At 40.3% G+C, this 24,901-nt stretch carries 24 protein-coding genes; 5 read left to right on the plus strand and 19 right to left on the minus strand.

All coding sequences use genetic code 11. The features are described from left to right. Positions 1–95: 95 nt before the first annotated feature. From PT278_RS05695 to PT278_RS05710, 4 genes are all read right to left on the minus strand, one after another. Complete coding sequence (locus PT278_RS05695) at positions 96–1,556, minus strand: zinc-ribbon domain-containing protein (protein ID WP_277130898.1); 1,461 nt, start codon at positions 1,554–1,556, stop codon at positions 96–98. Between the two features lie 17 nt (positions 1,557–1,573). Further along, positions 1,574–2,362: a zinc ribbon domain-containing protein gene (locus tag PT278_RS05700; protein ID WP_277130899.1), complete on the minus strand. Its 789-nt coding sequence runs from the start codon at positions 2,360–2,362 to the stop codon at positions 1,574–1,576. A 113-nt stretch (positions 2,363–2,475) separates the two neighbouring features. Then, entirely contained in the window at positions 2,476–3,087 is a 612-nt protein-coding gene (locus tag PT278_RS05705) for an ECF transporter S component (RefSeq protein WP_277130900.1), read from the minus strand. Between the two features lie 108 nt (positions 3,088–3,195). Then, positions 3,196–3,990, minus strand: a complete 795-nt coding sequence (locus tag PT278_RS05710) for a DUF4931 domain-containing protein (RefSeq protein ID WP_277130901.1) — start codon at positions 3,988–3,990, stop codon at positions 3,196–3,198. A 228-nt stretch (positions 3,991–4,218) separates the two neighbouring features. Here PT278_RS05710 and PT278_RS05715 point away from each other — a divergent pair, with 228 nt between their 5' ends. After that, on the plus strand, positions 4,219–5,430 hold the full coding sequence (locus tag PT278_RS05715; RefSeq protein WP_277130902.1) for a L,D-transpeptidase family protein: 1,212 nt from the start codon (positions 4,219–4,221) through the stop codon (positions 5,428–5,430). A 56-nt stretch (positions 5,431–5,486) separates the two neighbouring features. On the opposite strand, the gene PT278_RS05720 is transcribed toward PT278_RS05715, so the two are convergent. Both PT278_RS05720 and PT278_RS05725 read right to left on the minus strand, forming a co-directional pair. Further along, entirely contained in the window at positions 5,487–6,980 is a 1,494-nt protein-coding gene (locus tag PT278_RS05720) for a peptide MFS transporter (RefSeq protein WP_277130903.1), read from the minus strand. A gap of 143 nt (positions 6,981–7,123) precedes the next feature. After that, positions 7,124–9,646, minus strand: a complete 2,523-nt coding sequence (locus PT278_RS05725) for a M1 family metallopeptidase (RefSeq protein ID WP_277130904.1) — start codon at positions 9,644–9,646, stop codon at positions 7,124–7,126. A gap of 169 nt (positions 9,647–9,815) precedes the next feature. On the opposite strand from PT278_RS05725, the gene PT278_RS05730 reads away from it, so the two are divergent. Next, positions 9,816–10,169: an aggregation promoting factor surface protein gene (locus PT278_RS05730; RefSeq protein ID WP_277130905.1), complete on the plus strand. Its 354-nt coding sequence runs from the start codon at positions 9,816–9,818 to the stop codon at positions 10,167–10,169. A 163-nt stretch (positions 10,170–10,332) separates the two neighbouring features. Here the strand turns inward: PT278_RS05730 and PT278_RS05735 are convergent, their stop codons facing one another. The 6 genes from PT278_RS05735 to PT278_RS05760 all read right to left on the minus strand — a co-directional run bounded on the left by PT278_RS05735 (position 10,333) and on the right by PT278_RS05760 (position 15,423). Continuing rightward, on the minus strand, positions 10,333–10,596 hold the full coding sequence (locus PT278_RS05735) for a hypothetical protein (RefSeq protein WP_277130906.1): 264 nt from the start codon (positions 10,594–10,596) through the stop codon (positions 10,333–10,335). Between the two features lie 156 nt (positions 10,597–10,752). Beyond that, positions 10,753–11,568: an alpha/beta hydrolase gene (locus PT278_RS05740; RefSeq protein WP_277130907.1), complete on the minus strand. Its 816-nt coding sequence runs from the start codon at positions 11,566–11,568 to the stop codon at positions 10,753–10,755. Further along, positions 11,552–12,325 (minus strand): YibE/F family protein, encoded by a 774-nt coding sequence (locus PT278_RS05745; RefSeq protein WP_277131023.1) that lies wholly within the window; start codon positions 12,323–12,325, stop codon positions 11,552–11,554. The genes PT278_RS05740 and PT278_RS05745 overlap by 17 nt, the downstream gene beginning before the upstream one ends. Continuing rightward, entirely contained in the window at positions 12,322–13,440 is a 1,119-nt protein-coding gene (locus tag PT278_RS05750) for a YibE/F family protein (RefSeq protein WP_277130908.1), read from the minus strand. Before PT278_RS05750 ends, PT278_RS05745 begins: the two co-directional genes overlap by 4 nt. A 109-nt stretch (positions 13,441–13,549) precedes the next feature. Further along, the gene (locus tag PT278_RS05755) at positions 13,550–14,311 is read right to left on the minus strand and encodes a transcriptional regulator (RefSeq protein WP_277131025.1); all 762 of its coding nucleotides are present in this window, start codon (positions 14,309–14,311) and stop codon (positions 13,550–13,552) included. Between the two features lie 26 nt (positions 14,312–14,337). Further along, positions 14,338–15,423, minus strand: coding sequence for a D-alanine--D-alanine ligase family protein (locus tag PT278_RS05760; protein ID WP_277130909.1), 1,086 nt, complete (start codon positions 15,421–15,423; stop codon positions 14,338–14,340). 375 nt (positions 15,424–15,798) lie between these two features. On the opposite strand from PT278_RS05760, the gene PT278_RS07950 reads away from it, so the two are divergent. Together PT278_RS07950 and PT278_RS05770 are read left to right on the plus strand one after the other, a co-directional pair. Then, the gene (locus PT278_RS07950; RefSeq protein WP_348636162.1) at positions 15,799–15,849 is read left to right on the plus strand and encodes a hypothetical protein; all 51 of its coding nucleotides are present in this window, start codon (positions 15,799–15,801) and stop codon (positions 15,847–15,849) included. 551 nt (positions 15,850–16,400) lie between these two features. After that, the gene (locus PT278_RS05770; protein ID WP_277130911.1) at positions 16,401–17,384 is read left to right on the plus strand and encodes a CAP domain-containing protein; all 984 of its coding nucleotides are present in this window, start codon (positions 16,401–16,403) and stop codon (positions 17,382–17,384) included. 632 nt (positions 17,385–18,016) lie between these two features. Here PT278_RS05770 and PT278_RS05775 read toward each other — a convergent pair. The 6 genes from PT278_RS05775 to PT278_RS05800 all read right to left on the minus strand — a co-directional run bounded on the left by PT278_RS05775 (position 18,017) and on the right by PT278_RS05800 (position 22,914). Beyond that, on the minus strand, positions 18,017–18,511 hold the full coding sequence (locus tag PT278_RS05775; RefSeq protein WP_277130912.1) for a GNAT family N-acetyltransferase: 495 nt from the start codon (positions 18,509–18,511) through the stop codon (positions 18,017–18,019). Positions 18,512–18,627: 116 nt separating this feature from the next. After that, the gene (locus PT278_RS05780; RefSeq protein ID WP_277130913.1) at positions 18,628–19,458 is read right to left on the minus strand and encodes a hypothetical protein; all 831 of its coding nucleotides are present in this window, start codon (positions 19,456–19,458) and stop codon (positions 18,628–18,630) included. Between the two features lie 11 nt (positions 19,459–19,469). After that, entirely contained in the window at positions 19,470–20,153 is a 684-nt protein-coding gene (locus PT278_RS05785; protein WP_277130914.1) for a TetR/AcrR family transcriptional regulator, read from the minus strand. A 171-nt stretch (positions 20,154–20,324) separates the two neighbouring features. Further along, complete coding sequence (locus PT278_RS05790) at positions 20,325–21,305, minus strand: ribose-phosphate pyrophosphokinase (protein ID WP_277130915.1); 981 nt, start codon at positions 21,303–21,305, stop codon at positions 20,325–20,327. Between the two features lie 113 nt (positions 21,306–21,418). Beyond that, entirely contained in the window at positions 21,419–22,075 is a 657-nt protein-coding gene (locus PT278_RS05795; RefSeq protein WP_277130916.1) for an alpha/beta hydrolase, read from the minus strand. Further along, entirely contained in the window at positions 22,072–22,914 is an 843-nt protein-coding gene (locus tag PT278_RS05800; RefSeq protein ID WP_277130917.1) for a glycosyltransferase family A protein, read from the minus strand. Before PT278_RS05800 ends, PT278_RS05795 begins: the two co-directional genes overlap by 4 nt. A 137-nt stretch (positions 22,915–23,051) precedes the next feature. On the opposite strand from PT278_RS05800, the gene PT278_RS05805 reads away from it, so the two are divergent. Next, on the plus strand, positions 23,052–24,017 hold the full coding sequence (locus PT278_RS05805) for a DUF1002 domain-containing protein (protein ID WP_277130918.1): 966 nt from the start codon (positions 23,052–23,054) through the stop codon (positions 24,015–24,017). Here the strand turns inward: PT278_RS05805 and PT278_RS05810 are convergent, their stop codons facing one another. Beyond that, positions 24,018–24,869 (minus strand): viroplasmin family protein, encoded by an 852-nt coding sequence (locus PT278_RS05810; RefSeq protein WP_277130919.1) that lies wholly within the window; start codon positions 24,867–24,869, stop codon positions 24,018–24,020. Positions 24,870–24,901 lie beyond the last annotated feature (32 nt).

The following is a 24,901-nucleotide window of genomic DNA, read 5'->3' on the forward strand; positions in this document are numbered from 1 at the left end:
ATAATATGTAAGCTGGTAAATTGTCAAACAAAATCATAAAAAAAGACAAATCCTTCAATTTCTTTAGAAAGATTTATCTTTTAGTCATTATTTAGTTAATCATCATCGTCATCTTCGCCGGACTTATCAGTTTTATCACTGATAACTGCCCCGCTGCCGATTGACTTAATCTTTTGCTTATCACTGTCTTCTTGCAAAATCGCACCCTTATAGAGCATCACTTGGGTATGCTCGTCGCCGTTATCCTTTTCAAAGGTATAGGTGATTTTGTAAATAACGCTGCTGGAATCATTCGGAGCCGGATTAATCGAAACGATGTCACAATCCATATCATAGGAAATCGTGGAATCATTGCGGTCAAAGCCCTTGAGCATCTTGCGTAATTCTTGATAGCTGCTGTTGTCACTGCCGCCAATAAAATCTTCACTTTCGGGATCATTAAAGTCACTCTTTAACAGATCTTCCGCGTCACTCTTATCAATTAGTCCCTTCCATTGCGGCTTCAAGACCACATGATCGTCATCATCAAAATCAACATCATCACTGGTATTGCTATCGCTATCGCCGTTATCAATTGCCTCTGGCAAGTCAGTAATCAACTGCGACTTAATCGTTTGACTGCCAAAAGTCGTCGTGACATAGACTTCCATATTATCGGTAATCGGATAATTTTTGAAAACCTTACTGCCATTGCCGCTTAGGACACCAACTTTTTTGTCATTGATATAAATCGTCCCGCCGGGAACACTAGCAATTGAAAATGTCGCCGTCTTAATATTCATGTTAATCGTTTTGTTCGACCAAACATTGACCGTTGAGTCAGCCTTGAGCTCACGCCCTGACACCACAGAGTCAACTTCAAGATGATACTTACCAGGAAAAAGCGGCGATAATTTCTTGTAATAGCTATCCGCACTGCCCTTAACTTGACCACCTGACTTGCCGTTGACTAACACGCGGGTGTCACGATGATTGGTTTCCACTTGCGGGGTATACGTATTGATGTGCAGCGTATATTTCGGGAAAAGCAGCAGATAGCGGCCCGACTGTACTAGGCTGATCTGACTGGTACTGCCGCCGGCTTTTAAATTCATACTCAAATTATTAGCCGTTGTTTGGTGGGACTGATAATACTTCTGCAGCGGCTTCAAAGCATTGTTAGTTACCTTGATAGTATGGTCATCAGTTGTCACATATTGTGCCAAACCCATTTGCGGATTCTTCAAACTAACAATAATCTGGTCAATCTGGTTGTTGCGGCTGTAATGATTACTACCCCAAGCATAAAAACCGCCAAATAGAACCACGATAATTGCCACTAGCCACAAAGTAACCTTGGTTTTCTTCTTAAGCGGCTGCTTTTTCGGTGCCGCAACTTGATTAACCTGCTGGCGCGACTTAGGCGGCGTGTGCTGACCAGTCATTTTAGCCGAATTTGCTTTTGTTTGCGGCTGAGCAGTCGCCACGTCTGTCAGATCAGCACCACAATGTGGACAAAATTTAACGCTTGCCTCCACTTTATTACCGCATTGCGGACAAAATTTTTTCTCTCCCATAATTAACCTCCCTTAACTTATAGCCTGGTAAAGTACGAAATAAACTGCAAAATAACGGTATTATAAACAACCGCCAGCCAAATTAATCCGACAATAAAATTGGCAAATAAGGAAATTAGGAAGCCATACATTTTGTCACGCACTGGGTTGGTGTCGCCCAATAGGACTACTTGGAAGGCATCGCCAAAAATGCCAAAGCAAATCAGGCACAACAATACAGCAAAAATCTTGCCACCGATGCCCAGCATCATAAAGATAAAGGCAGCTACGATTAAGATGACATTGAGGTTAGATGCCTGAATGGCATAATTAAAAAACGAAATAAAACTGCGTCTTTGACCATAAATAAACAGGTATGCCAGATAATTGGCCCCAGCAATCGCTGCTTCTAAGAGCATGACAAAAAACAGGACTTCAAGTGCCGTACCAAAAGAAATCCCGGTAAAGACAGGCAATTGTTGACCATTGATATACTGACTGGAAATCCCGCTCATGCCAATATATAGCCCTAAGGCAAAGATTACATCCTCAATCAGTAACGTAATTGCGCCATACCAGTTAACACTTTCCTGCTCACTAAACGGATGCCGCCACGACTTAACGAGCCAATGCCAGTATTTTTGTAATTGGTCGTCGGAATTTTGCCGTGATGTTTCATCAGCTGTACCCTGACCACGATTAATTTCTGCTTGAATATCCGCACGGTTAACCTGCTGTTGCGCAACTTGTCGAATATCCGCACCACAATTAGTGCAAAAATTTACGTCAACGTTCATTAATGCACCACAACTTTGACACTTTTTCATTTAATTTTCTCCCACTAATTAATTGAATTTTCGAACATATTTATTTTAATATAATTTCAGCCATAAAAAAAGAGCAGGTAACCTGCTCTTGAGTTTATTAACGGCCGTTTACTCTACCGTAATTTTTTCATTACTGTTTTCATTGGTGTAACAATAATTGGCGTGATAACAGCCGTGAAGATTGCTTCAATTAAGCCGTTCATCCCTAATGCCAAAATCAAAATCACAATTAGCGGCGTTCCCGGCGCAAAATGCCCCATGCTTGCTGCCAATTTGCCATTTCCCATAAAGATAACACTTGTCAGTAAGATTACCATCGCGGTGTTGGTCAAGGATGTGACTGCCCCAGCCAAGATGTAGCCCAATTCCTTCATCTTACCCGACTTATGTTCAAACATGCGGCCAATTAGCCCTGGGAATAGCCCTGCCAAAATGCTGGGCACAAGAGAAATAAAGACATTTTGAAACAGCATTAAACTGACAATATCGCCCGGCTGTGTGTACGCCTGAAAGAGCCGCAATAAGCCCCAGAAAAGGCCAAAAAGTGTTCCTGCCTTAGGTCCCATTAATAAGGAATAAACGGCTACTGTCAGCGGTACAGTCGTAATTGCCGGCAATGTTGGCAATATCCGAATGTAGCCAATATTAGGAACGAAAGTCTGTAATAAAAAAATTGCAACAAATACTGCGGTAATTGCTAAGTTACGCGTTTCTTTTCTGTGCATGTGTTTCTCCTTGATAAATACTTACAATATATTGCTGATAAAATTTGTGCTGGCTGTCTTAACCATTAATCTTACCAAAAATTTGCTAAATCGTGTCTGGCAACGACCTTATTCAAGCTGTGAACCATTATCAAAAAAATGGCGAAATTGCTTTGCCTCAGCTTGCAAGGTCGTTTCATCATCAACCTGCGATAATTTATAACCAACAAAATATGCCGGCGCCTCAAAACGAGCAATCAATTTAGCACAAATACCGCCATCTTCACGCGGATAAAAGAATAGATTATACGATGTGCAGCGACCGTTAAACATGATATTGAGCATGTATTTAACGCCGCTCTGAATCCAGTCAGACCATAAGTCTAACCCCGACTCCTTTAGCAAATTAATGTTTAGCTCATCATAGCCTTGAACTGGATGTGTGGCAATATTGACCTCAACGTCCTGATTATCAAACACGGAAATCCCGGCAAAATTATTTTTCTGAAGATACTTATAGCCATCAAGCTGCTTCAAACCAACCAGCTGCATGTGCGGATGTTCAAGCGAGCCACCAGAATACGGCCCATAATTTTTGTACCACAGAACAGACCTGTACTTGCCGCTATCATTCATCTTTTTAAAACATGCCAGAGCAAAACGCATGAGTTTCCGATTATAAATGGGAGTGTAATTAGCAATATCACCAGCATGATTGTTAGATTCAATCAACACTGTCTGGACAGTATCGCGTAAAGTCGGGAATTTGTTATGCAGCCAGATCATCTCACCGCGTTTTTCATAAATATCGGTTAATTGGTCAACTTCACAAAAGGGACAGACCGGCTTACGCGGTGTCTTACGGTATGAGTGCGGCTTACCCTTGGCAATTCCTAACTCAAAAACTAACGGTTCATTTTCCATTTTCTTACTCCCCCTAACAATAATTTTGCCACCTTAATGTTACGTATTATAAGTTAATCTTTCCCAAGTAACAAAAAATATTCTATAATTAATTAAATACATATCCAGTTATTATCACAGATAACCCGCTTTGTTGATAAGTTTTACTATGCTTGTAATAGATGATAAACTGTAGCAGCGATCATCTTACAGGTGTTTTATTTTGTTTGATTTTTAGTAGGTAAATTTATGCAATCACGAAAAGACTTAAAAAGGTACAATCACCGCAATAACCTCTACTTAGTTATTGCTGGCGTTATTTTGATTTTGGCCGTTATTTTTGGTGTGGTCTTATACAATAACCATGTTGCCTCCGAAAAACGGGCACGCGAGTTTGCCGTTGACCACTTCAATCCCAACGTCACCATTTATGGTGTAAAAGTTGGCAATCTAACGGTCAATAAGGCAACTAGTAAGATTAATGCTCGCGCCAATAATATGGCTTTACTTGAAAACGGCAAAGTCACCATTGAGCGCGACCCTAACACCAGTACAATTGACGCGGACACAGTAGCGACTTACTTCAAAGAGCAGCATACAAGAATGCCAGACAAGCAAAGTCATACTTATGACTTTAAGCAGTTAAAGGCGGCCGCCAAAAAGCTCAAAACTATTAGTAAAGCAAAGATTAATTATCAAGTCGCCGGCAAAAATTATAACTTGCCCGCAAAGAAAATGATTAACCAGCTGACTTTTAAAAATGGCAAATATTCCTTCAATAATGTTGAGAACTTAACCGCTAAGCTCAACCAAATTGATAAGGATGTCTCAACTCTGCATAAGAGCTACACCTTTGTCGTACCAAGTAACACTAAACTAAACAGCAACAAAATCACGGTCAAAAACCAAAGTTACGGCTGGGGCGTTTATGTCAAAAAGGCCCAAACAGCGGTTGAACAAGCCTATCTGAACCAGACCAAGACAATTGACGGTCAAGATTATATTTATGGACTTGGTTACAGCACTTATGGCCTAGGCTATGGCAAGAACAACCACGGTATTGGCGATAATTACGTTGTCGTTTCTCTTAAAAAGCAGGAGGTCTGGATTGTTCGAAAAGGTAAGCTGGCAGTTCACCTGACTGACGTTGTTACAGGAACTAAGGACGGCGGCAAGGGCAACCGAACACCGCAAGGCGTCTGGTATATCCAAGACAAACAGTCACCGGCAACACTGCGCGGCCGCAATGACGATGGTTCTAAATATGCTTCTAAAGTTCAATATTGGATGCCATTCACATTGAGCGGCTGCGGCCTGCACGATGCCAGCTGGCGCACCGATTGGAGCAAGAAGGCATACTTACGTGGTGGTTCACACGGCTGCGTTAATATTAAGCCAAGTGAAATCAAACAGGTTTGGCACAATATTGTTAAGCACGAAGCCGTCATCGTTTATAATTAAATAAGCAAAAAAATATCCGTTAGTTATTAGGACTAACGGATATTTTTTGTTATTAATTAGTGAACTCCAGCCATTAAGCTATCAATTTTCTTAACTAAGAAGAACATCAACAAGCCCAAAAGAATACTTACGCCACCAATAATCAAGAAATATTGAATTTCAGTACCAGTAGAGAAGTATTTAACAATTTGTGAGTTAACTGCTTGTCCTGCTGCATCTGCTAAGAACCACATACTCATCATCTGTGAGCTATAAGCAGCTGGTGCCAATTTGGTTGTAACTGATAAGCCAATTGGTGAAATCAGCATTTCCCCAATTTCAACAATAAACCATGAACCGACAAGCCAAAATGGACTAACGCGGCCAGCAGTACCGTAAAGTAGACCTGGAACTGCCATCACTACATAGGATAAGCCGGCGAAAATTAAGCCCCATGAGAACTTACCGGCAGCACTTGGCTGCTTCTTCCACTTACTCCACAGCCAAACAAAGAATGGCGTCAAAATCATGATAAATAACGGATTAAGCGTCTGGAAGTTAGCAGCCGCAAAATGCCAACTACCAATATGAAGAACCGTTCGTTCTTGCGCAAATAGAGCTAGGACAACTGAACCAGATTCTTCAATTCCCCAGAATACGGCGGCAGCGATAAAGAGTGGAATATATGCGAGAACACGTGAATGTTCAATCTTGGTTACCTTTTTACTCCGCAGCATAACGACAAATAAGTAAATCGGCAGTAAAATTGCGACAATTGTAATCAATAAGATGACATTGGCAATATTTAATTGACCGCAAGCTGCCATAATGGCTAACAATACGATAACGGCAATCACGGCAACTACCGATTTTTTCAAAATCTTAATTAAGCTATCGTGATCGATTGGATCAGTTGGCAGCAAGCTCTCATTTGAGAGATATTTTTTCCCGCCAAAATAATATTGCATTAAGCCAAAGAACATTCCAATTGCAGCTAGTGAAAAGCCAGCATGGAAGTTCATTTCATTGCCAAACATGTGAATGCCAAAGCCGTTAGCAGCCCAAGGTACTAAAATTGGTGAAATTGCAGAACCTAGGTTAATTCCAAAGACAAACATGCTAAAGCCAGCATCACGACGCCGGTCAGTTTCGGAATAAAGACCACCAACCATGTCAGAGACATTAGGCTTCAACAATCCCGTACCTGCAACAATCAAGGCAATCGAAGCATAAAGTGCAACTAGTCCCATCGGCAAAGATAAGACAATGTGACCGAACATAATTAAAACGCCACCGATAAAGACGGTTTTGCGCGGGCCCCAGACCCGGTCGGACAACCAGCCACCGACAATATTTGATAGATAGACCAGCGAGCCATAAATTGACATTACCGAGGCAGCCGTAGTTTGGTTCATGCCCAAACCGCCCTTGCTTACCGCGTAATACATGTAGAACAATAAAATTGCTCGCATCCCATAATAACTAAATCTTTCCCACATTTCAGTGAAAAAAAGCGTTGATAACCCTTTAGGTTGGCCAAAGAACGCCGTATCGTTATTTTTTTCCTTCATTATTAAAATTAAGCTCCTTTAATTAGACAGTACCTTACAATTATACAGCTAATGTTAATAAAAATTAAATCTTATACTCACAATTAAAAAAATAAAAGAGCATTACCTAGAGAACAGTAATGCTCTTTTAACTTTAATTGAATTTAATCTTTAATTGCTTGATTAACAGCAGCTTGTTCTTTCTCAACTAACTCTGCCTTGGTTGCAATTGCCTTGGTGTCCATGATAATTTCACGACCCAAGCCAGGTTGGTCAACCTTAGGCTCAAAGAAAGCCTTAAATTCAGCTAACCGTTCTGGTGTGTGGAACACTCTGGAAGTAACAGTGATGTAGCTGGTAAATGCCATGTCACCACCGACCGTCTTCTCCAGCCATGACCACTCATCACGCAGCCAGTCCCAAGCAGCTTGTTCACCTTGAGGATTAGCCAAGATATTGTAGTACCAGGTCCGCAAATCCTGCGGCTTGATAACATCGGCATCTTCAAAGTCAGCTACAATTTGCTTGATCTCAGCATCGTTCTTGGTACTGGTAATTGCGGCAAGCAAGTCTTCCTTGTAATAAGGATCAACTGCTGTTTGGTATTCCTTAATCAAACGGTCAACCAAGCCAGCCTCATTGTAGTTCTTAACCTCGTTAATTAAAACGTAAGGTCTTACAGATGCTTCGATTGCGGCCAAATCATCTTGATGCGCAGCGAAAATCTTGTGTCCTTCGTCAATTACAGCTTGATTATCAGCGTACAAGGCAGCAGATAATTCAATTGGCCGCATTTGCAAATCAGCACTATTATCATCTGCCTTAACTTCCCAGCCCAAACGTTCAACTTGCTTAGCTGACAATTGGTTAAAGAAGGCCTTCAAGTTCTTTTCTTCAACTGAATTTGGCTTAACAAACTTACGTAATTGCCGAGCAGAACTAAATAAGGAATTAATCACAATATTTGATCTTGAAGCCGCAAATTTTGGCAATAATGGCACAATTTCAGCGTAAGAAATTTGGTTGCCTTCTGCTAATAACCCTAAGTCCTGCAATAATTGCAATTCATCAACTGGCTTGAGGGTATCCAATTCATTCATAATGTCAGCCATTAAGGTTTCATCATAATTAACGATAAAGTGAGAATTATTACCAACATTGATGCGCAAAGCATGACCAGCTTCAGCGCGCAAAGTCTGGTAGTCACCTAAGTCTAATTCTTGCTCTGTCATAATTTGTGGTGCCGCAAAGTTAGCATTCAACGGAATTGCCCAAGTGCGGCCAGCGTCCTTACCTTCACCAACAAAGAATTGCTTTTGACTTAATAATAAATGACCGTTCTCAACCCGCGCACTGACAACCGGATAGCCAGGTTGGTCGAGCCAAGTGTGCATAATCTTACCGATATCTAAATCAGTTACCGTTGATAAGGCGTTCCACAAGTCGTCCCCTGTGGCATTGCCAAATTGATGATGGTCAAAGTAATATTTAAGTCCCTTACGTAAAGCATCATCACCTAACAATTGACGCACCATTACCAGCATTCTTGAACCCTTGGCATAGACAATTGCACTATCAAAGAGTGAATCAATATCTGCTGGATGTTCTACCTCAACGTGAACTGACTGCACACCATCGGTTGCATCACGGTTTAAAGCTGACGGAACTTCACCAGTTTGGTACATATTATTCCAAACATCCCAGCTAGGCTCCATTGCATCAACTGACAGATACATCATCATGTTGGCAAAACTTTCGTTCAACCATAAGTCATCCCACCACTTCATGGTTACAAGGTCACCGAACCATTGGTGAGCTAACTCGTGCGTAATGACACTAGCAACGTAACCCTTTTGTTCAACTGTCGCGTTGTCAGGATCAAGTAAAATTGCGGCTTCACGGTAAGTAACTAAGCCCCAGTTTTCCATTGCACCAGCAGAGAAGTCTGGCAATGCCAATTGCCATGAGTGCGGCAATGGGTACTTAGTCTGGTAAAATTCTTCATAAAATTCAATTGCTCGTTTAGCAATATCCAAGGCAAAGTCTAATTCCTTAGCCTTGTGCGCCTTGGTTGCGAAAACGCCGACCTTAACGCCATCTTTAGTTTCCGTTAATTTGGACTGCAATTCACCAAAGGCAAAGGCAACCAAGTAGCTGGACATTCTAACTGACTTTTCAAAGTAGTGCACGCCATTTTCAACTTTGACTTCTGGCATATTGGCAATCGTTGTCTCGCCTTCATGCTCATCATACTTAATTGCTAAGCTGAACGTTGCTTTAGCTTCCGGTTCATCAACACACGGAAAAGCTTGTCTTGCGGAAGTCGTTTCAAACTGGGTACCAATAATCTGCTTTTTGACACCATCAAGCATGTAATATGACGGATAAATCCCCATCATAGTATCAGTTAACGGTGCACTATAAGTAATCGCAACGGTAACTGTTCCAGTCTTGCACAAGTCAATCTTAATTGCTTCTCTATCATCATCAACAGTAAACGGCACGTCCCTGCCATCTTCTTTAACTGCCGCAATTTTCATGTACTTTTGGTTGACTAAAATTGTGTCTTCAAGTGCCTCACCAGTGATGGTTGAGGTACCAGTAATCGTCTTTTTTTCACGGTTAACATCTATGAACAAATCATAATGTTCTGGGTGAAAAGTTTCGTAAAAATGTTTTACTGCCATAATTGCCTCCTGAATTAGTCATTATTATAAATTCTACCAAAAATGTACAGAAATAACATTAAAACTTGATTGTAAGGTCCATGTGTTATTTCTGTAACAACAATGAAATATTGCTAGTGTACTATAATCAATAGTAAAAATTAACGAATTACAGGGAATGAATAAATAAATGAAACAAATTAAACCTTTTATCCTTAAATTAATCGCGGCACTCTCGCTTGCCATAGGTGTTACCGCAGTGATGCAGACAACCACTAACAATAATACTCAAACTGTTCAAGCTGCACGCAAGTTATCCAAAACTGAAAAAGCAGCTAAAAATTGGATTGCCATGCAAGAGTCCGGCGGCAACTACTCCGCAAGAAATGGTTCTTGTTACGGTAAATACCAATTAAATATCGGCTACCTGCACGGTGATTATTCGAAGAAGAACCAAGATAGAACCGCTGATAATTATGTTTACGGTCGCTATGGTTCATGGGTTAACGCCAAAAGATTTTGGCTAGCTCACAACTGGTATTAAATTTAATTTTTATTAATTCCCTCAATAAAAAGCAGTCTAATAATTATTAGGCTGCTTTTTTAATACCTGTTTTTTATCATCAGATATTGATATTTAACTACTTTTAACAAGCAAAAAGCCGCACTTCGCAACTTGCAAAATGCAGCTTTTTTAATTAATCAGTTTACGCTCTGTGCGCGCTGTGTCTCGCGTGTCGTAATAAATGTGCCTCAACTTTTCTCTTCTTGATCCAGCTGGCAAAAAACGCAAATCCGAAAATCATCATGGCAATTACCGCCATAAAGATGATCAAATTAGCATTATTTGCGATTGTCTGCTCACCTGCTAAAAAGCTGCCTGACTCATTAATTTGATTGCATAACCCAAAGAACAACATGATTAAACTGCTCACTGTCAGTAAGCCATTAATTGCTGTCAATAGTTTCATCTTTAATAACTTCAAAAAATCATGTCCTTTCTTTCGATATAAATATTTGCATTATATACCCTCTAGCAAAAATTGCAAGTCCTTTGCTTAATAATTCTAGAAAATATTAGTTAAATAAAAAGGCAACCTGCTATTTAGCAGATTGCCTAATTTTAATTACCATTCACTTGTCAGCCATTCTTGAGCAAGGTCGAACCAATGTCCCGCGTGCGGATTTTCTTGCCATTCGCGGCCCTTAGTTACCATATCCGCGCGTGCCAGTGAAAAGCCGTGACCACCTTTATTGAAGATATGAACTTCACACGGTACATCTTTTGCCCGCAATGCTGCCACATATTCCAAAGTGTTCTCAACTAATACAACCTGGTCATCCCACGCATGAAAAATAAAGGTTGCTGGCGTTTCACGTGTAACACTTAATGCACTGTCCTGCAAATACCTATCTTCTGGGATCATGCCTTCTTCACCATCCGGCACATCAAAGCCAATCTTATTAACATCAATTAATGGATAACCCAAGATTGTCTTGTTCGGGATAACATCCTGACAAGCAAAATTGTACTGTGCTTGGTACTTACTTGACGTCGCAAAATCATTGGCAATGCTGGCAACATGACCACCAGCAGAAAAGCCAATTGTGACAATTCTTTCTGGATCAATCTGGTATTCAGCGGCATGGTCACGATAATACTTAATCGTAGTCAAAACATCGAGCCCTGCATCAGGATAGATGTCCCCTTCATCTTGGATCAAGTTATAATCCATTACAACACTGTTAAAGCCGCGATTATTAAATGCCAAGGCAACTGGCTCGCCCTCACGTTTAGACAAATGGTCAAAACTGCCGCCGGGAATTACTACGGCCAGCGGCCTCTTGGCTATCACTAAATCGCCAATATCGCCCAAAGTATAAGTATGAATTTTAAATTCACGACCATTAAAATTAGTTAACGTCTTATCTTCTATCTTCATTTTTCACCTCACGTTTTGCCATTCCTCTTGCCAAAAAAGCCGTCGACAGCGGAACAGTTAATAACACACCAATGAGCGAATACATAATGATTAACGCTTCATTGACAAATAACTTTTCATTTAAAACTTCACCCAGCGTGTAATGCAAGCGGAAATACCACAAGAATAATGAGAGAAAACTACCGAACATCCCAAACAAAATTGTGTTCATCGCGGTTCCTAACACATCCTTGCCAATTTTGCCGCCGCTAACAAGCAGCTCATGCTGACTAATGTCAGGGTTGTGCTTTTTAATTTCTAATAGACCGGAACTCATTGCCACCGCGGCTTCCGCCACTGCACCTAATGTTGAAAAGATTGCCACGGCCACGGCAATCAGTGGGTAACTCAAACCCGGCATTTGTGACAGACCAACTAAGACTTCTCCCGCTTCTGGCCCTAGACCTGCAGCTTGCGCCAGCCATTGAAAACCCAAAATCAGGCAGCTATCAATTAAACAAACAATCAGCGCTGAATAAAATGAGTTTTTAGCAACTTGATAATCATGAGTTCCTAAAAAGATAATTGTTACTAATTTTAACGGAATAAATAACAAAATCAAGACTGGAATACTGATTCCCCACGAAATAAAAACTGCCACCAAAATCAAAAGCAGCGTGTTGATTAACACACTAAAGAAGCTGCGAATGCCAGTTTCACCGCCAATTAGCGTCATCAAAACCGCCAAAACAATAATTAACGCCATTAAGGTACTCATTTGTCCGCCCTCGCCTTCCATTTTTTATCTTCTAAAAACAACAGACTGCAGCCGGTCGCAAACACTACCGTTAAGACAATTCCGATTGCCGAAATGACACTTTGCGTCACTCCCAGCGACAAAGTAAAGCCAAAAGCCGAACTTAAACTATTATTATCACGCAAATAGATAATTGTCATGGGCAGTGCCTCGGACATAAAAATCAAGACCAACACATTAATCAGCGGCCCCATGATTTCCTGACCCATCGTGCGCCCGCTTGCTATCATTTGTTTAGCGGTCAGGTCCTTCTTGGTTTGAACCAATTCATATAAACTAGAAATAATATCCGTGGCTTCATCCATAACTGCACCCAAAATTCCGAGTAGAGTTTGGGCTAAAAAGAGCCCGCGCGGGTCTTGGGTGGCATAGTCACCAGTTTCATACTTGATTTCGGACTCACCCGTAACGTGCATAATCAAATAACAGAGCGCAAAGGAAACGAATACTCCAAGTAAGGTTGCCAGCCAAGTTGCCAGCATTTTGCGGTTAAGTCCCTGGACAATTAACAAGCTGAAGAACGAGAACACAACATCTGCTAAACCAAATAACAGAATAATGTAGGAACCATTCAACTTCACGTCGCAGATAATTACAAGATAAAACAACAGCCAGCTTAGCGCCATTGAAACAACTAAGCCCAATGACTCTTTGCCTGCAACCAAGACCATTAAGACAATTGTCACGGTTAACGCCAAGACCAAGACCCAATCACGCTTAGGGTTCTTGATTGCCGGATCGCCGCTCCTGATACTTACAAAAACACGCTGCCCCGCGCGGTATTTTTGCGTGACCATTTGCGAGGGATAATAGATATTCGGAGCTGTAAAGGTACGGCCGCGATATTTTCCTGACAAAATCTTGAGGTGCAAAATCTGCTTTCTGGTTTCATCATGATTATTGTAGACATCACGATTTTTCTGCACTAAGGTGTCCTTAATCGTATGGTCCGTGATAACTGCCACATCATCTTTACTATAAATTGTAGTTGCAAAATAAGTGCAGACCGTCAATATTAGCCCGATAATTGCTATAATTAACGCCACCCAGTAGCGCCGCTTAACTTTTTTCAACATAATCATCCCATCTATTCGTCTACTGTAACGCAAAACTAACCCTTACGGCGCAGATTTTAGCTAATTTTAACATGAAAAAACGACTTTTAACTAAAAGTCGTTTTTCTATTTATAAATTAATAAATCGTTGCCACCAGTGCTTCTTTTCTGGTTCCAGCTGCATATCCTGCAATGTCCGATGGGCGTTGCTTTCGGCACGCTTTTGCGCGTTTTCTTTTGCCTTAGACAGAATCTCATCATGAAGCTGCTGACTTGATTTTGCTTCATCAAGTTCAACTTGTGCCCGTTTCTCTTCTTTAGTTAGGGGCTTTTCTTCCTGCATTGCTTGAAGCGGTGCTGATTCTTCCTCATCATCTGACACAATTCCAGAAATATCTGGCAAAGCACTAAAATCCTGCTCGCCTTTAGGCTGTTGTAATTGGTCTTGCTTAGCTAGCAGCTCTTTATTCTGCTCTTCAATCCGGCTAAGTTGCGCCTGTAAATCCTTAATCGCCGTGTTCTGCTGACTAATTGTCTGTTGCAGGGCATTTAGCAGTTTAACCGCCTGCGGCGTGGTCATTACTTCCTGATTCTTGGCAGATGCAGTGCCTGCTTCATCATCCTTATCACTAACGGCATAGATTTGTCTGGCTGCTTCCTGCAAAGTCAGACCGTTATTTTGCGCTAATTTATGAAAATCATCCAGGTCCTGCACGTCCTGCTTGCTGTAAAGCCGAGCTCGCTGCTTATTTCTGGCATAATAATCGGACTTGCCCGTAATCCGCTCAACAATCAGCGAATACTTGCGCAAAGTTGCCACACTAATATGCAACTGGCGCGCCGTAGCACCTGGCGCCAGTAATTCTTCAAAATTATGCTTATCACTTGTCATCATGTGTTCTCCCTAGCACTAAGTGATTAACCAATTTTGTGAAGTAAAGTCTTCTTATGGTTGTAACGTTCAATCCCCTTATCAATCAAACGTGTAATCAATTCAGTGTAAGGAATACCAGCTTCTTCAAACAACTTAGGATACATACTAATATTGGTAAAGCCAGGCAAGGCATTGATTTCAGTTAAAATTATCTTGTTGTCGCTAGCACGCAAAGTCGAGTCAACCCGAGCCATCCCGCTGCATTCAGTTGCCTCATAAACCTTGATAGCATTGTCGCGTACTTTGGCAACGATATCTTCAGGCAAGTCAGCCGGAATTTGTAATTTTGAAGTGGAATCATCATCGTACTTGTTGTCATAACTGTAAAAAGTACCAGCGGCATTGATAATTTGACCAACACCTGACACGATTGGGTGATCATTACCCAAAACGGCAGTTTCAACTTCAGTACCATGAATTGTTTCTTCAATTAACACCTTGTCGTCATACTTGAAGGCATCAGCTAAGGCATCCTTAAACTCAGCCTCATTAGTAACATGGTGCACCCCAACAGATGAACCTTGATTAGATGGCTTAACGAATAAGTCGCCGCCAAGTTTAGCACTAACCTTGGCATAATCACGCTTCGGGTTAGTCTCATCATCATACTCAAAGCGCTTAATGGCAATCCAATCAGCTACTGGCACGCCAGCACGTTGAGCCAAAATCTTGGTAAATTCCTTATCCATTGTAACTGCAGCAGCTAGCACATCATCGCCGACAAATGGCTTATCCAAAATCCGGAACAAGCCTTGTAAACTACCGTCTTCACCTAAATTACCGTGGACAATTGGGAAGAAAACATCAATTTCCGGTAAATTAGCTAACTCACTTAAGTTAGACAGATTGGCTACCTTGTGCGGATTAGCTACCGTATATTTAGGATCATCAAGAACCTTAAACGAGTCTTCCTCACTAGCAATATAGCCATCATTGGTAATCCAAATTGGATGCACTTCAAATCTTTCCTTATCAATCGCCTTGTAAATGTTATGGCCTGACATGATTGAAACTTCATACTCCGATGAATTACCGCCAAAAATTAACCCAACTTGTGTTTTCTTAGTCATTATTTTTACCTCTTAATTATCGTTATCACTTGTTAATTATACGGCATTAGCTAATAGAAAAAACTTAAATTAGAGTAATTTTAGAAATATTTTTAAGGATTAAAAAAGCAAACTAGTTTTTTCCTAATTTGCTTTTGATTTTTCTATTTAGAATTAACTTATTCAGGACAAACACAACCCAAGAATTTTTTAAATCCCAGATTGCTAACAAACAATTATCTTTGTATAATTACTGCAAAAGATGAATAAAGCTAAAGGGCGGTGGCTGTTTAATCCCAAGGAGATGATTGTCTATGGAAACATGGAATAAATTATTGAAAGGACTAGCAGCTAGTGAGTGTTTACGATGCATTAACGCTGATGTTTACGTTCGGTATGTTTATTCTTGCGTTGCTCGATTATATCGACAAGCACAACCAAAAATAATTGTACTAAAAAAGCCGTCCAATACTTTAGCAGGTTACGCGACGACTTTCTTAGTTTAACGTAATTTGGCCACCGCCTTTTAAGCGGGAACATCTTTTAAGAACCAAGCTGGAACTTGGTTCTTTTTCTTTATACGGCTATTGTAGCATATTAATAATTGAAATTAAAATATTAATGAACTTTGGACTAACCAAAATACTTTTTACTTATCTTCCTTGCAAAATAAAGTATCATAGAAAAAACTGCAAGAAAAACAGGAGTGTAATTATCATTAATTGGTTTACAGATTATTACCAAAATAGACAGCACAACATAAATGATAGAGATTAAAATATTGATTGTTTTTAAGTTCATGGACTTTACCAGGATTATAATTTAACATATTTTTTAATTATTATTATGCAATAATTTATACACATATGCAATAACAGTAATCAAAAATATCCAACATTTTTACTGTTACATCTTTTATTATATTTTTAATCCTAATTAATCAAAAATTACGAAATATCGACTATAATAATTTCATACTTACAAGAAGGGGGCTTAGAATGTCACGCAAATTGCTAATTACGCTTGCTAGTCTATTGCTGGTATTTGCGATCGGCAACACGACTGTTATGGCTGCTGAGTTTACACCAGCTGAAGCCAATAAAGTCGAGCAATTCCAGGAACAATATGCCGCGCTAAACAAAACACCATTCAATCTCAACAATCTTTATGAAGCTAAGCCAAAATTAAGCCGGCACTTCAAGGAAGGCATACTTGCACCCAGCTATTCGAATACCCAGCTGGACTACATTAATTATTACCGTAGTCTTTTTGACCTAAGTCCAGTAATTGTAAATTCAACCGCTGATTTAAAATCACAAAAGACCGCGGCAGTCCTCGCAGCATTAAATGCTAACCCGCTGATTAACCAACACGGTTTGCCTTACGAAAAACGTCCAAAAGAGATTACACGGGCTACTTGGAAAATTGCACAAGCCACTTCTAAAACAGCCAATCTAAACTTTAATACAGGTAATCAGTCAGCCGGTGATGTCATAACTGACCTATTGACCGACCGCTACAACTTATCGGGGCTTGATACTGGCCACCGGGCATGGCTATTATCAACCCGCTTATCTTGCGTCGGTACCGGAGCAGCTTATGGCAGTAATGGCTATCGTTATTCTGTTCAAAAAGTGCTCAACGCCTGCGATGCTTTTCGGCCAGCTAGTCAAGAATCGGTAACTTATCCTAGCAGTGGGCTCTTCCCAATAGAATTAGTCAGTGATCGGCAAATTGCCTGGTCACTCTACTTTTCCAATCAAACAATCACAACTACGCCGCAAATTACAATCACGGATGACGATACTGCACAAACTTATCCGGCAACCAACGTAACTAACTATCAGAATATTGGCTATGGCAATTTTGAAACAATTATTACTTATCTGCCAGGTACAACACCTCTAATTGCAGGTCACGAATACGAGGTTAAAGTTGACGGTATTTGCCAGTATAAATTCAAATTATTTAAGCAGGAATAATTCGCCCAAACTGTTAAATATTGCTATAATTAAAAAAGAAGTCCTACGCTAATAGAACTTCTTTAAATAAGCAGCTCTGCCTTTAAGAGCGGTGGCTTAATTATAGGTTTGTCAGAAGACTATCCCATAACTGGCCAAAGTTATGATTGGGACAGTCTTTTTTGTTGCAATCATTTGTCGTGATAATTGCATATTGTTATTGCAGCTGTTACAATATGGCTGTAATTAAAAAGAAGTTCTACGCTAATAGAACTTCTTTGAACAAGCAACTCCGCCTTTAAGAGCGGTGGCTAAAATTATAAGTTTGTCAGAAGACTATCCCATAACTCGCCAAAGTTATGATTGGGACGGTCTTTTTTGTTACAATCATTTGTCGTGATGGTTGCTGTTGATATACATCAATAGCGCCAGCAAAACTAAACTTAATTGCAACATCAAAGAAATTGCATCGAACGTGCTCATTAACTGCTAACCCTTTCAATAATTTGTTCCATGTTTCCATAGACAACCATCTCCTCGGAATTAAACAGCCACCGCCCTTTAAAACTTTTATTACATTGTTCAACAATGATTATAGCAAAAATAATAGCTGCTTGTTATCGTTAAATTATTTTTATTAAGTCACTGAAATATTACCCAAATTTTTTACCTAAAATGTCTAGGTCAATCAGTCGACCATCCATATCGGCAACCTTAGGCAAGTGACCGTAAACTTGATAACCAGCTGCCTTAAATAAGGCCTGACTTGCCTTGTTAGTGCCAAAAATATAAGCCAGAATAGTGTTAATCTCTAGCTGCTTAGTCTGCGCCGCCGCATATGCTAGCGCCTTAGTGCCCAAGCCTTGGTGTTGAAATTTGCGGTCAAGATAGATACTAATTTCAACCGTTGCGTGATAAGCTGCTCTTCCATAAAAGGACTCTAAACTCAGCCACCCAGCAAGTTGGTTATTAACCTCAATTATCCATAATGGTCGCTTCTTATTATGGTCATTGAACCATTCTTGACGCTGATCGACACTAACTGGCTGCAAATCCGCGGTCACACTTTTACTAGTGATATTTTGATTATAAATTGCAACTATTGCTGGTAAATCCTCCTGCTTTGCCGGAATAAACTCAACTGCCATAATCCCTCCTAATTAATTCCATGCTAACTAACTATTCAAATTTTTATTTTATACTTTTAAACTAAGTTTTTCCTTACCAAAAAAGATCCTGTTTACTTAAAAACAGGACCTTCTTATTAATTATTCGGTGAGGTAATTTCCCACGGAATAGTACTCAGAATATAGACAATGACGCCAGCAATTACAAAATCCAAAAAGATACTGCTGCCAATCTCAAGTACATAACCCAAAACGGCTAAGCCACTAACATTGAATACAACTGGAATTAAGGCCAGCAAGCCAGCAATCAAAATCAGCCAGAAACCAGCCCACATTCCTGCAGCAGTAACATCATGAATGAGCATCTTAGTAGTCATCATTGTCATCATTTCTTCAATTAATGACTTCAGACTAATAATCGTCACTACGATAATTACAATATTCATAATGAGCAAGATCAGTGCAATATTAGCACCAACTCTAATCGTATTCAGACTAAAGGCTGCAACCACTTCATGCGGTGCATTATCTTTTTGCTTTTTTAATTTTTCCTGGACCAATTGCGCATTACTAGACGAGCCTTGATCGATATTTAAATCAATATCATGCAAAATCTGCTTGGCTAGCCTCAGATTATCAAACTTGAACCAATGAAGGCCAAATGTGTAATCAATAATGTGATCTGCAATTGGCTGGGTTTGCTTGCTGGTTAATAAATTCGAGTTGCCACTCTGATTAGCGCCAATTGCTTCCGCCAACGTGTCAAAATGACGATTAACTTGCCTAACCACAACTGCTTCATTGTTGCTGGTTCTAATTTGCCCTTTCATAAACAAAGGATTTAAAAAAGTCCCAGTAATCATAATCAGCGTCACAATTAGGAAAATCATAAAGGACAGCACCTTTTTATATTGGGTGTTCTGCTCTTGATTTACTCTGCGCAAACCAGTTCGCGCGCCATTTACCATATTATTCCCTTCTAACACACAATTTCTTTACCTTCAGCAAACATGGTATCAATTGCGTGATGGATCTTTTTAATATCGATTGAAGCGATAATTCTATGCCCATCATCAAGTGCAGTTTCGATTTGCTTAGGTGAACAATGCAAAAAGCTAAACATTAATGAGCTAGTCGCATAGTCTGCCATTTGTTCTGCTGATAAACCGCGTAAATCACGATCATGATAAAGTCGGCCAACACCGGTAACTACAAAAGCAATACCTGTCTGCACATCATCAAGATCATAATTATCCTCAGCAAACAAGCGGTTGTTTTCAATCCAGCCGTTTAACATTCGACTCCAGTTATCAAGCGTTTCATTACTCATGAAGACTTCGGAAATGATGCGATCTAGCCCGCGATCATAAACTCCTAATTTCGCAATCGTGTAGATAAATGCCTTTGTTCTAGCACAAATATCACTATCATCAGTTTGGTTAAACTTCTCAACTTGTTGATCCAAGGTGTTGAGCAGATTGCGAACAACGTCATCAATCAATTTAGACTTATGTGAATAATACGACTGCAGCAAGGACTTGGAAATCCCCGACTTCTCTGCAATCATTTGAAAAGAAACATTATCCATTCCATTTTCTCTAATTAAATGAAATGTATTACTTAGTATTATTCTTCGTCTCTCTAAATTTTTTCTTCTTGCCATAATTTTTCTCTCTCCGTTTTCCTATACATCTTGTTTTATTATAACAATGATGTGGAATAAATAAACAAATATGTACTAATATTAATTAAAAGTCTCATAATTAGATTTATATTTGTTCTTTGTCAGAGAAGTATTACAGTATAGAAAATAATTTACATTATTAGTTGCTTTTTATTTAAAATCGCTTTCATTAATTGAGTGCATTGAGCGGTCATTATAAACACAGTTAATTCCTCGTGCTAAAAGCAAATCAACTGAAATCCGAACCATTCTGTCTGGATAGCGCTTATGCTTGATTGTATCAGTGACAACAATCTGCTCAATTGGCAGCTCATTCAAAACTTCTGTCGCATCTTGTGACAATAATGCATGAGTTGCAGCAACGTAAACCTTCTTAGCACCTGCAGCCATGACTGACTTAGTTGAAGAAGCAATCCGTGAACCGGTATCGATTAAGTCATCAACAACAATACACTTTTTATCCTTAACATCACCAATCATGTCATGCACATCTTCATCATAGCGAGCATGACGCTGGTCAACAATTGCAATTGGGGCATTAAAAATTTGGCCAAAGTTCCGGGCCAATTTAGCACCAGAATGGTCAGGTGAAACAATTACCAAATCGTCATCATCTTTAGAAGCAATCCCATTATCCAAAAAGTATTGACCCAAAAGCGGCAGTGCGTGCAAGTGGTCAACTGGTACATTATAAAAACCTTGAATTTGTGAAGCATGCAAATCAAGTGCAATTAAGTGATCCATGCCTGTCAACTGCAACAAGTTAGCAACTAATTTAGCAGTAATTGGTTCACGCGAACGCGTCTTGGTATCAGAACGTGAGTATGCCAAGTATGGCACTACTACGTTAACCTGGTGAGCTGATGCGCGATGTAAAGCATCTAATGTGATTTCCAATTCCATAAAGTTTTCGTTAACTGGATCTTGAATTGATTGGATAACAAAAACGTCACAGCCTCTAACACTTTCGCCGATATTTACTTGAATTTCTCCATCGCTAAAATGTTGAACCGCAGTCTCAATCAACGGCTTTTTCAAAATTGTCGCGATTTTCTCATTTAAAGCCGGATTTCCGCCCAAGCCAATCAACTTCATTGGATGCATTAATTCCAAGATTTCTTCCTTGTTCATAGCTACCTCTTTATCAAAAAATACTATCTTTTCGTCTATTATAACCAAAAAACACTCTTCCTGACTAGGAAAGGGATAAATTCTAACAAAAAAGCTGAGTATTACACCCAGCTTTATTTGAAAAAGTCTTCCATCAAATTCAATAATTTAAAACTATTTACCGCATAGCCGTCATGCTTCTGCCGCGGCATGACTAATAGCTGCCCTTGCGGAATTATCTGGCTATACCAGCGGACATGGTCAACCTTGACCCAATCCTTCTCGCCGACAACGCAATAAGTTGGAATTGTTATTGCCTTTAAGCTGTCAACGGACATAAAGCTCTCGGTTAATTCCACCTGACTGTCACGGTCAAAATGCAAGTAGCGCAAGACGCCCTCAGTTAAGTAATGGTAAGACCGAATGCCGTTACCATTAACGAAGACGCCGGCAACCATTAACTTTTTAAAAATCTGCTGGTCTTGACTGGCAAGCATCATGGCAACAAGTCCACCGGCATCAAAGCCAAAGCAATAGCAGCCACGAATATCGACCTGCTTAATAAAAGCCGCCAAATCCTCAACTTCTGTTTGGTAATGCTCGGCAACCTCGCCTTGACTTAGGCCATGACCACGCATATCCAGCACATAAACCGTGTAATAAAGCGATAGTGGTGCTACCACTTGGTCGAACATCCCGCCATCTAAGTGGTGACCATGCAATAATAAAAGCGGCGCACCCTGACCTAATTTATTATAGTAGAGTTCGTTGCCGTTAACCTTTTCTCTCATTGCCTATCCCTCTCACTTGCCTCAACTAAGTGCTGCTTTTGCTGCTTGTGATGATGCTCATGCCACAAACTGTTTGCCACAATTTTAGCTACAAAATAATTAGCCTTGAAGTCATCCGGGATCATTTTTAGGTTAAAATTGTGCACCATACTGTCCTTACGCTGCCAATAATGATACAGCGGTCGACTATCGCAATAGAACCCCTCAGTCAGTGACAAATATTGGACATTGAATATCTGGTCCTCCATAAAGGCGAGATCTTCCACAAACTGCAAATGATGCTGGCGAATGACCGCGATTTTATAACCCTTATTCCATGTGTAGCCCTTAACTGACGTTGCCAAAATCCGGTTGTTGAATAATGAACCTAAGGGATTGCTGACCAATTGATACGTCCTAAACTTCGGCTTCATCCCGTGAACGACCTTTTTCGTTGCTGGAATTGAACCCGATTTATTTTCATAATCCAGCCAAAAGCCGCACGAAACCATGGCCGCATCCGGATGAGCATGAAAAGCTCGCACAAAAAACGCCGTATAATCGGGATCAACCCAATCATCACCATCATGAAAAGTCACATACGGGGTATCAACGTTTGCTAGGCCGACATTACGGGCATCGGACAAACCGCCGTTTGGTTTATTAATAATTTTAAAATAGCGAAAGCGATCTTGATAGCTCTCAGCTATTTCACGTGTATTATCTGTTGAGCCATCATTGACAACCAGCAGCTTAAAGTTCATGTCATTTTGCACCGCCAAGTGATCTAGCGCCCGCGCTAGATACTTAGCAACATTGTACACTGGCATAATGATAGTTAATTCAGGTTGCTCGAGCATATGTCCTCCTCAATATTATGTTTATTATACCATCTAAGATATTAAAAAAACGTAAAATAAACGACACGAAATCGTAACTTGACCTTTTACTATGAGTACCTATTATAATTAAGACATCAAAAGGAGTTAAGATTCTTATGAAAAAAACAATTTCGATAATAACAACATTAATCGTTTCTCTAGCTGCAATTTGTGCAGTTTTTGTGCCCAGACAAACGGTCAAGGCTGATGACTTGCCAATTGTCTGCTTAGGTACGTCATTAACTGATACTCAGCGTGACGGTACCCTGAAGACCTTGACCGAGCCACTTAACGGGGCCAGCTACCAAACAATCACAATTGATGGCTCCGACCTTGTCAAGTACCTTAATCCTTCAGGCGATAATTTCACTACCAGTTCAGGAGTTTGGTCAAGTGCAATGATCCAAAAGACAGCGAGCGGCAGCGGCATCAATGTGCAAATCTTAGATTACAAGGGTAATAACAACATTACAACAATTACCGCTAACCAATACAAGAACGCCGCCTTAACTGCCGGAATTGCCGACGCCAACATTTATGTCACCAGTGCCGTGCCGATTGATGGCTCTGGAGCTTTAGCTGGAGTCTATGCCGCTTATGCCAAGACCGGCAACCATTTAAACCAAAGCCAAGTGAATGCGGCCCAAGATGAGATGGGCACTTTAAGCAAAATCACTAAGGAAAATAAGGGTAAAGATGGTTACACCGATGCCCAATTAAACAACGCCATTGCTGGTGCCAAGCAAGAAATGGGCAAGATCGGCAACAACATTTCCGACAGTCAAATTCACGATATTGTTAATAATCAAATCAACATCAACCACCTTGGCAACACTATTAATAACAATCAAAAGCAACAAATCATTAATGTGCTGATTGAGGTCCGTGATTCTGGAGCTTTAAAGAACCACAACTTCAAAGAACAGGCTGCCACCCTTTCTAAAGGGATTGAAAAGAATGCCAAGGATATTTTCAATAAGCTCAATACTCAAGAAAACCGCAATTGGTTCCAGCAGCTCTGGGATAATATTACCAGCTTCTTTGGTCATTTGTTTGGCGGTACGATTGTCACTATCAAGTAACTACATCTGATCCATAAACTTATTCAAAGTATGGTCGACAAACTCATTACCGCGATTATTGGCATGACCCTTAGTCCATTCAAAATGGGTATCGGTGAACTGGTTAAGCAAGCCATCTAATTCCTGCCAACCAGCTAAGTTGGCAATTTCGCCCTTAGAACTCTTGTGCCAGCCCTGCCTTTTCCAATTTTTAAGCCAGCCCTTGGTAATTGGATTTAAGACATATTGTGAATCTAGCACAAACAAAAGCGGTTTGGTATTAAACTTTAGTTCAAGCAACTTTTTGAGAGCTTCAATTAAGGCGGTCAATTCCATCTTATTGTTAGTGGCGCCAAATTCACCGTTTGTGCCATAAGTTGACTTGGACTGGTCTTTTTCCTGCCATTCGATTAGGTAAGCCCACGCTGCCTTGTCCGTCGACTTAACGTGGCCACCCTTATAATTGCCGGTATTACGTGTCCCGCCATCTGTATAAGTTGTCGCAAAATAAGTCCGCGTATCTTGCACCCGAGTTTTCTTGGGTGCTTTTTTAATTGCCGGCTTAGTTGACGGCTGGGACTTAACCTGCTTATTAAAATCTTGAATTTTAGCAAGCGCATTTTCTAATGTATCTTCGCTCTCAGGAAGTGGCTTACTTGAAGCAATATTTTTGTGGGCTGGCTTAGGTCCTGCAACTTTTCCAATTTGCTGTGATGATTTATTTTGCGGCCAGTCCATGTATTCTATTGCATCAGCCTCTTCCTTAAAGGATTTATAAACTGCATTAGAAAACCCATCGACTTGCTTTTTGGCTGCATCCCACGTACGATAAATCCCAGGAACACGGCCTTTTTTTACGGCGTAAAATTTCATATGTACCTCATTTACTAAAAAGTTGTTAGCAA

The organism is Lactobacillus sp. ESL0703 (genome assembly GCF_029433435.1).
Lineage (GTDB): Bacteria > Bacillota > Bacilli > Lactobacillales > Lactobacillaceae > Lactobacillus.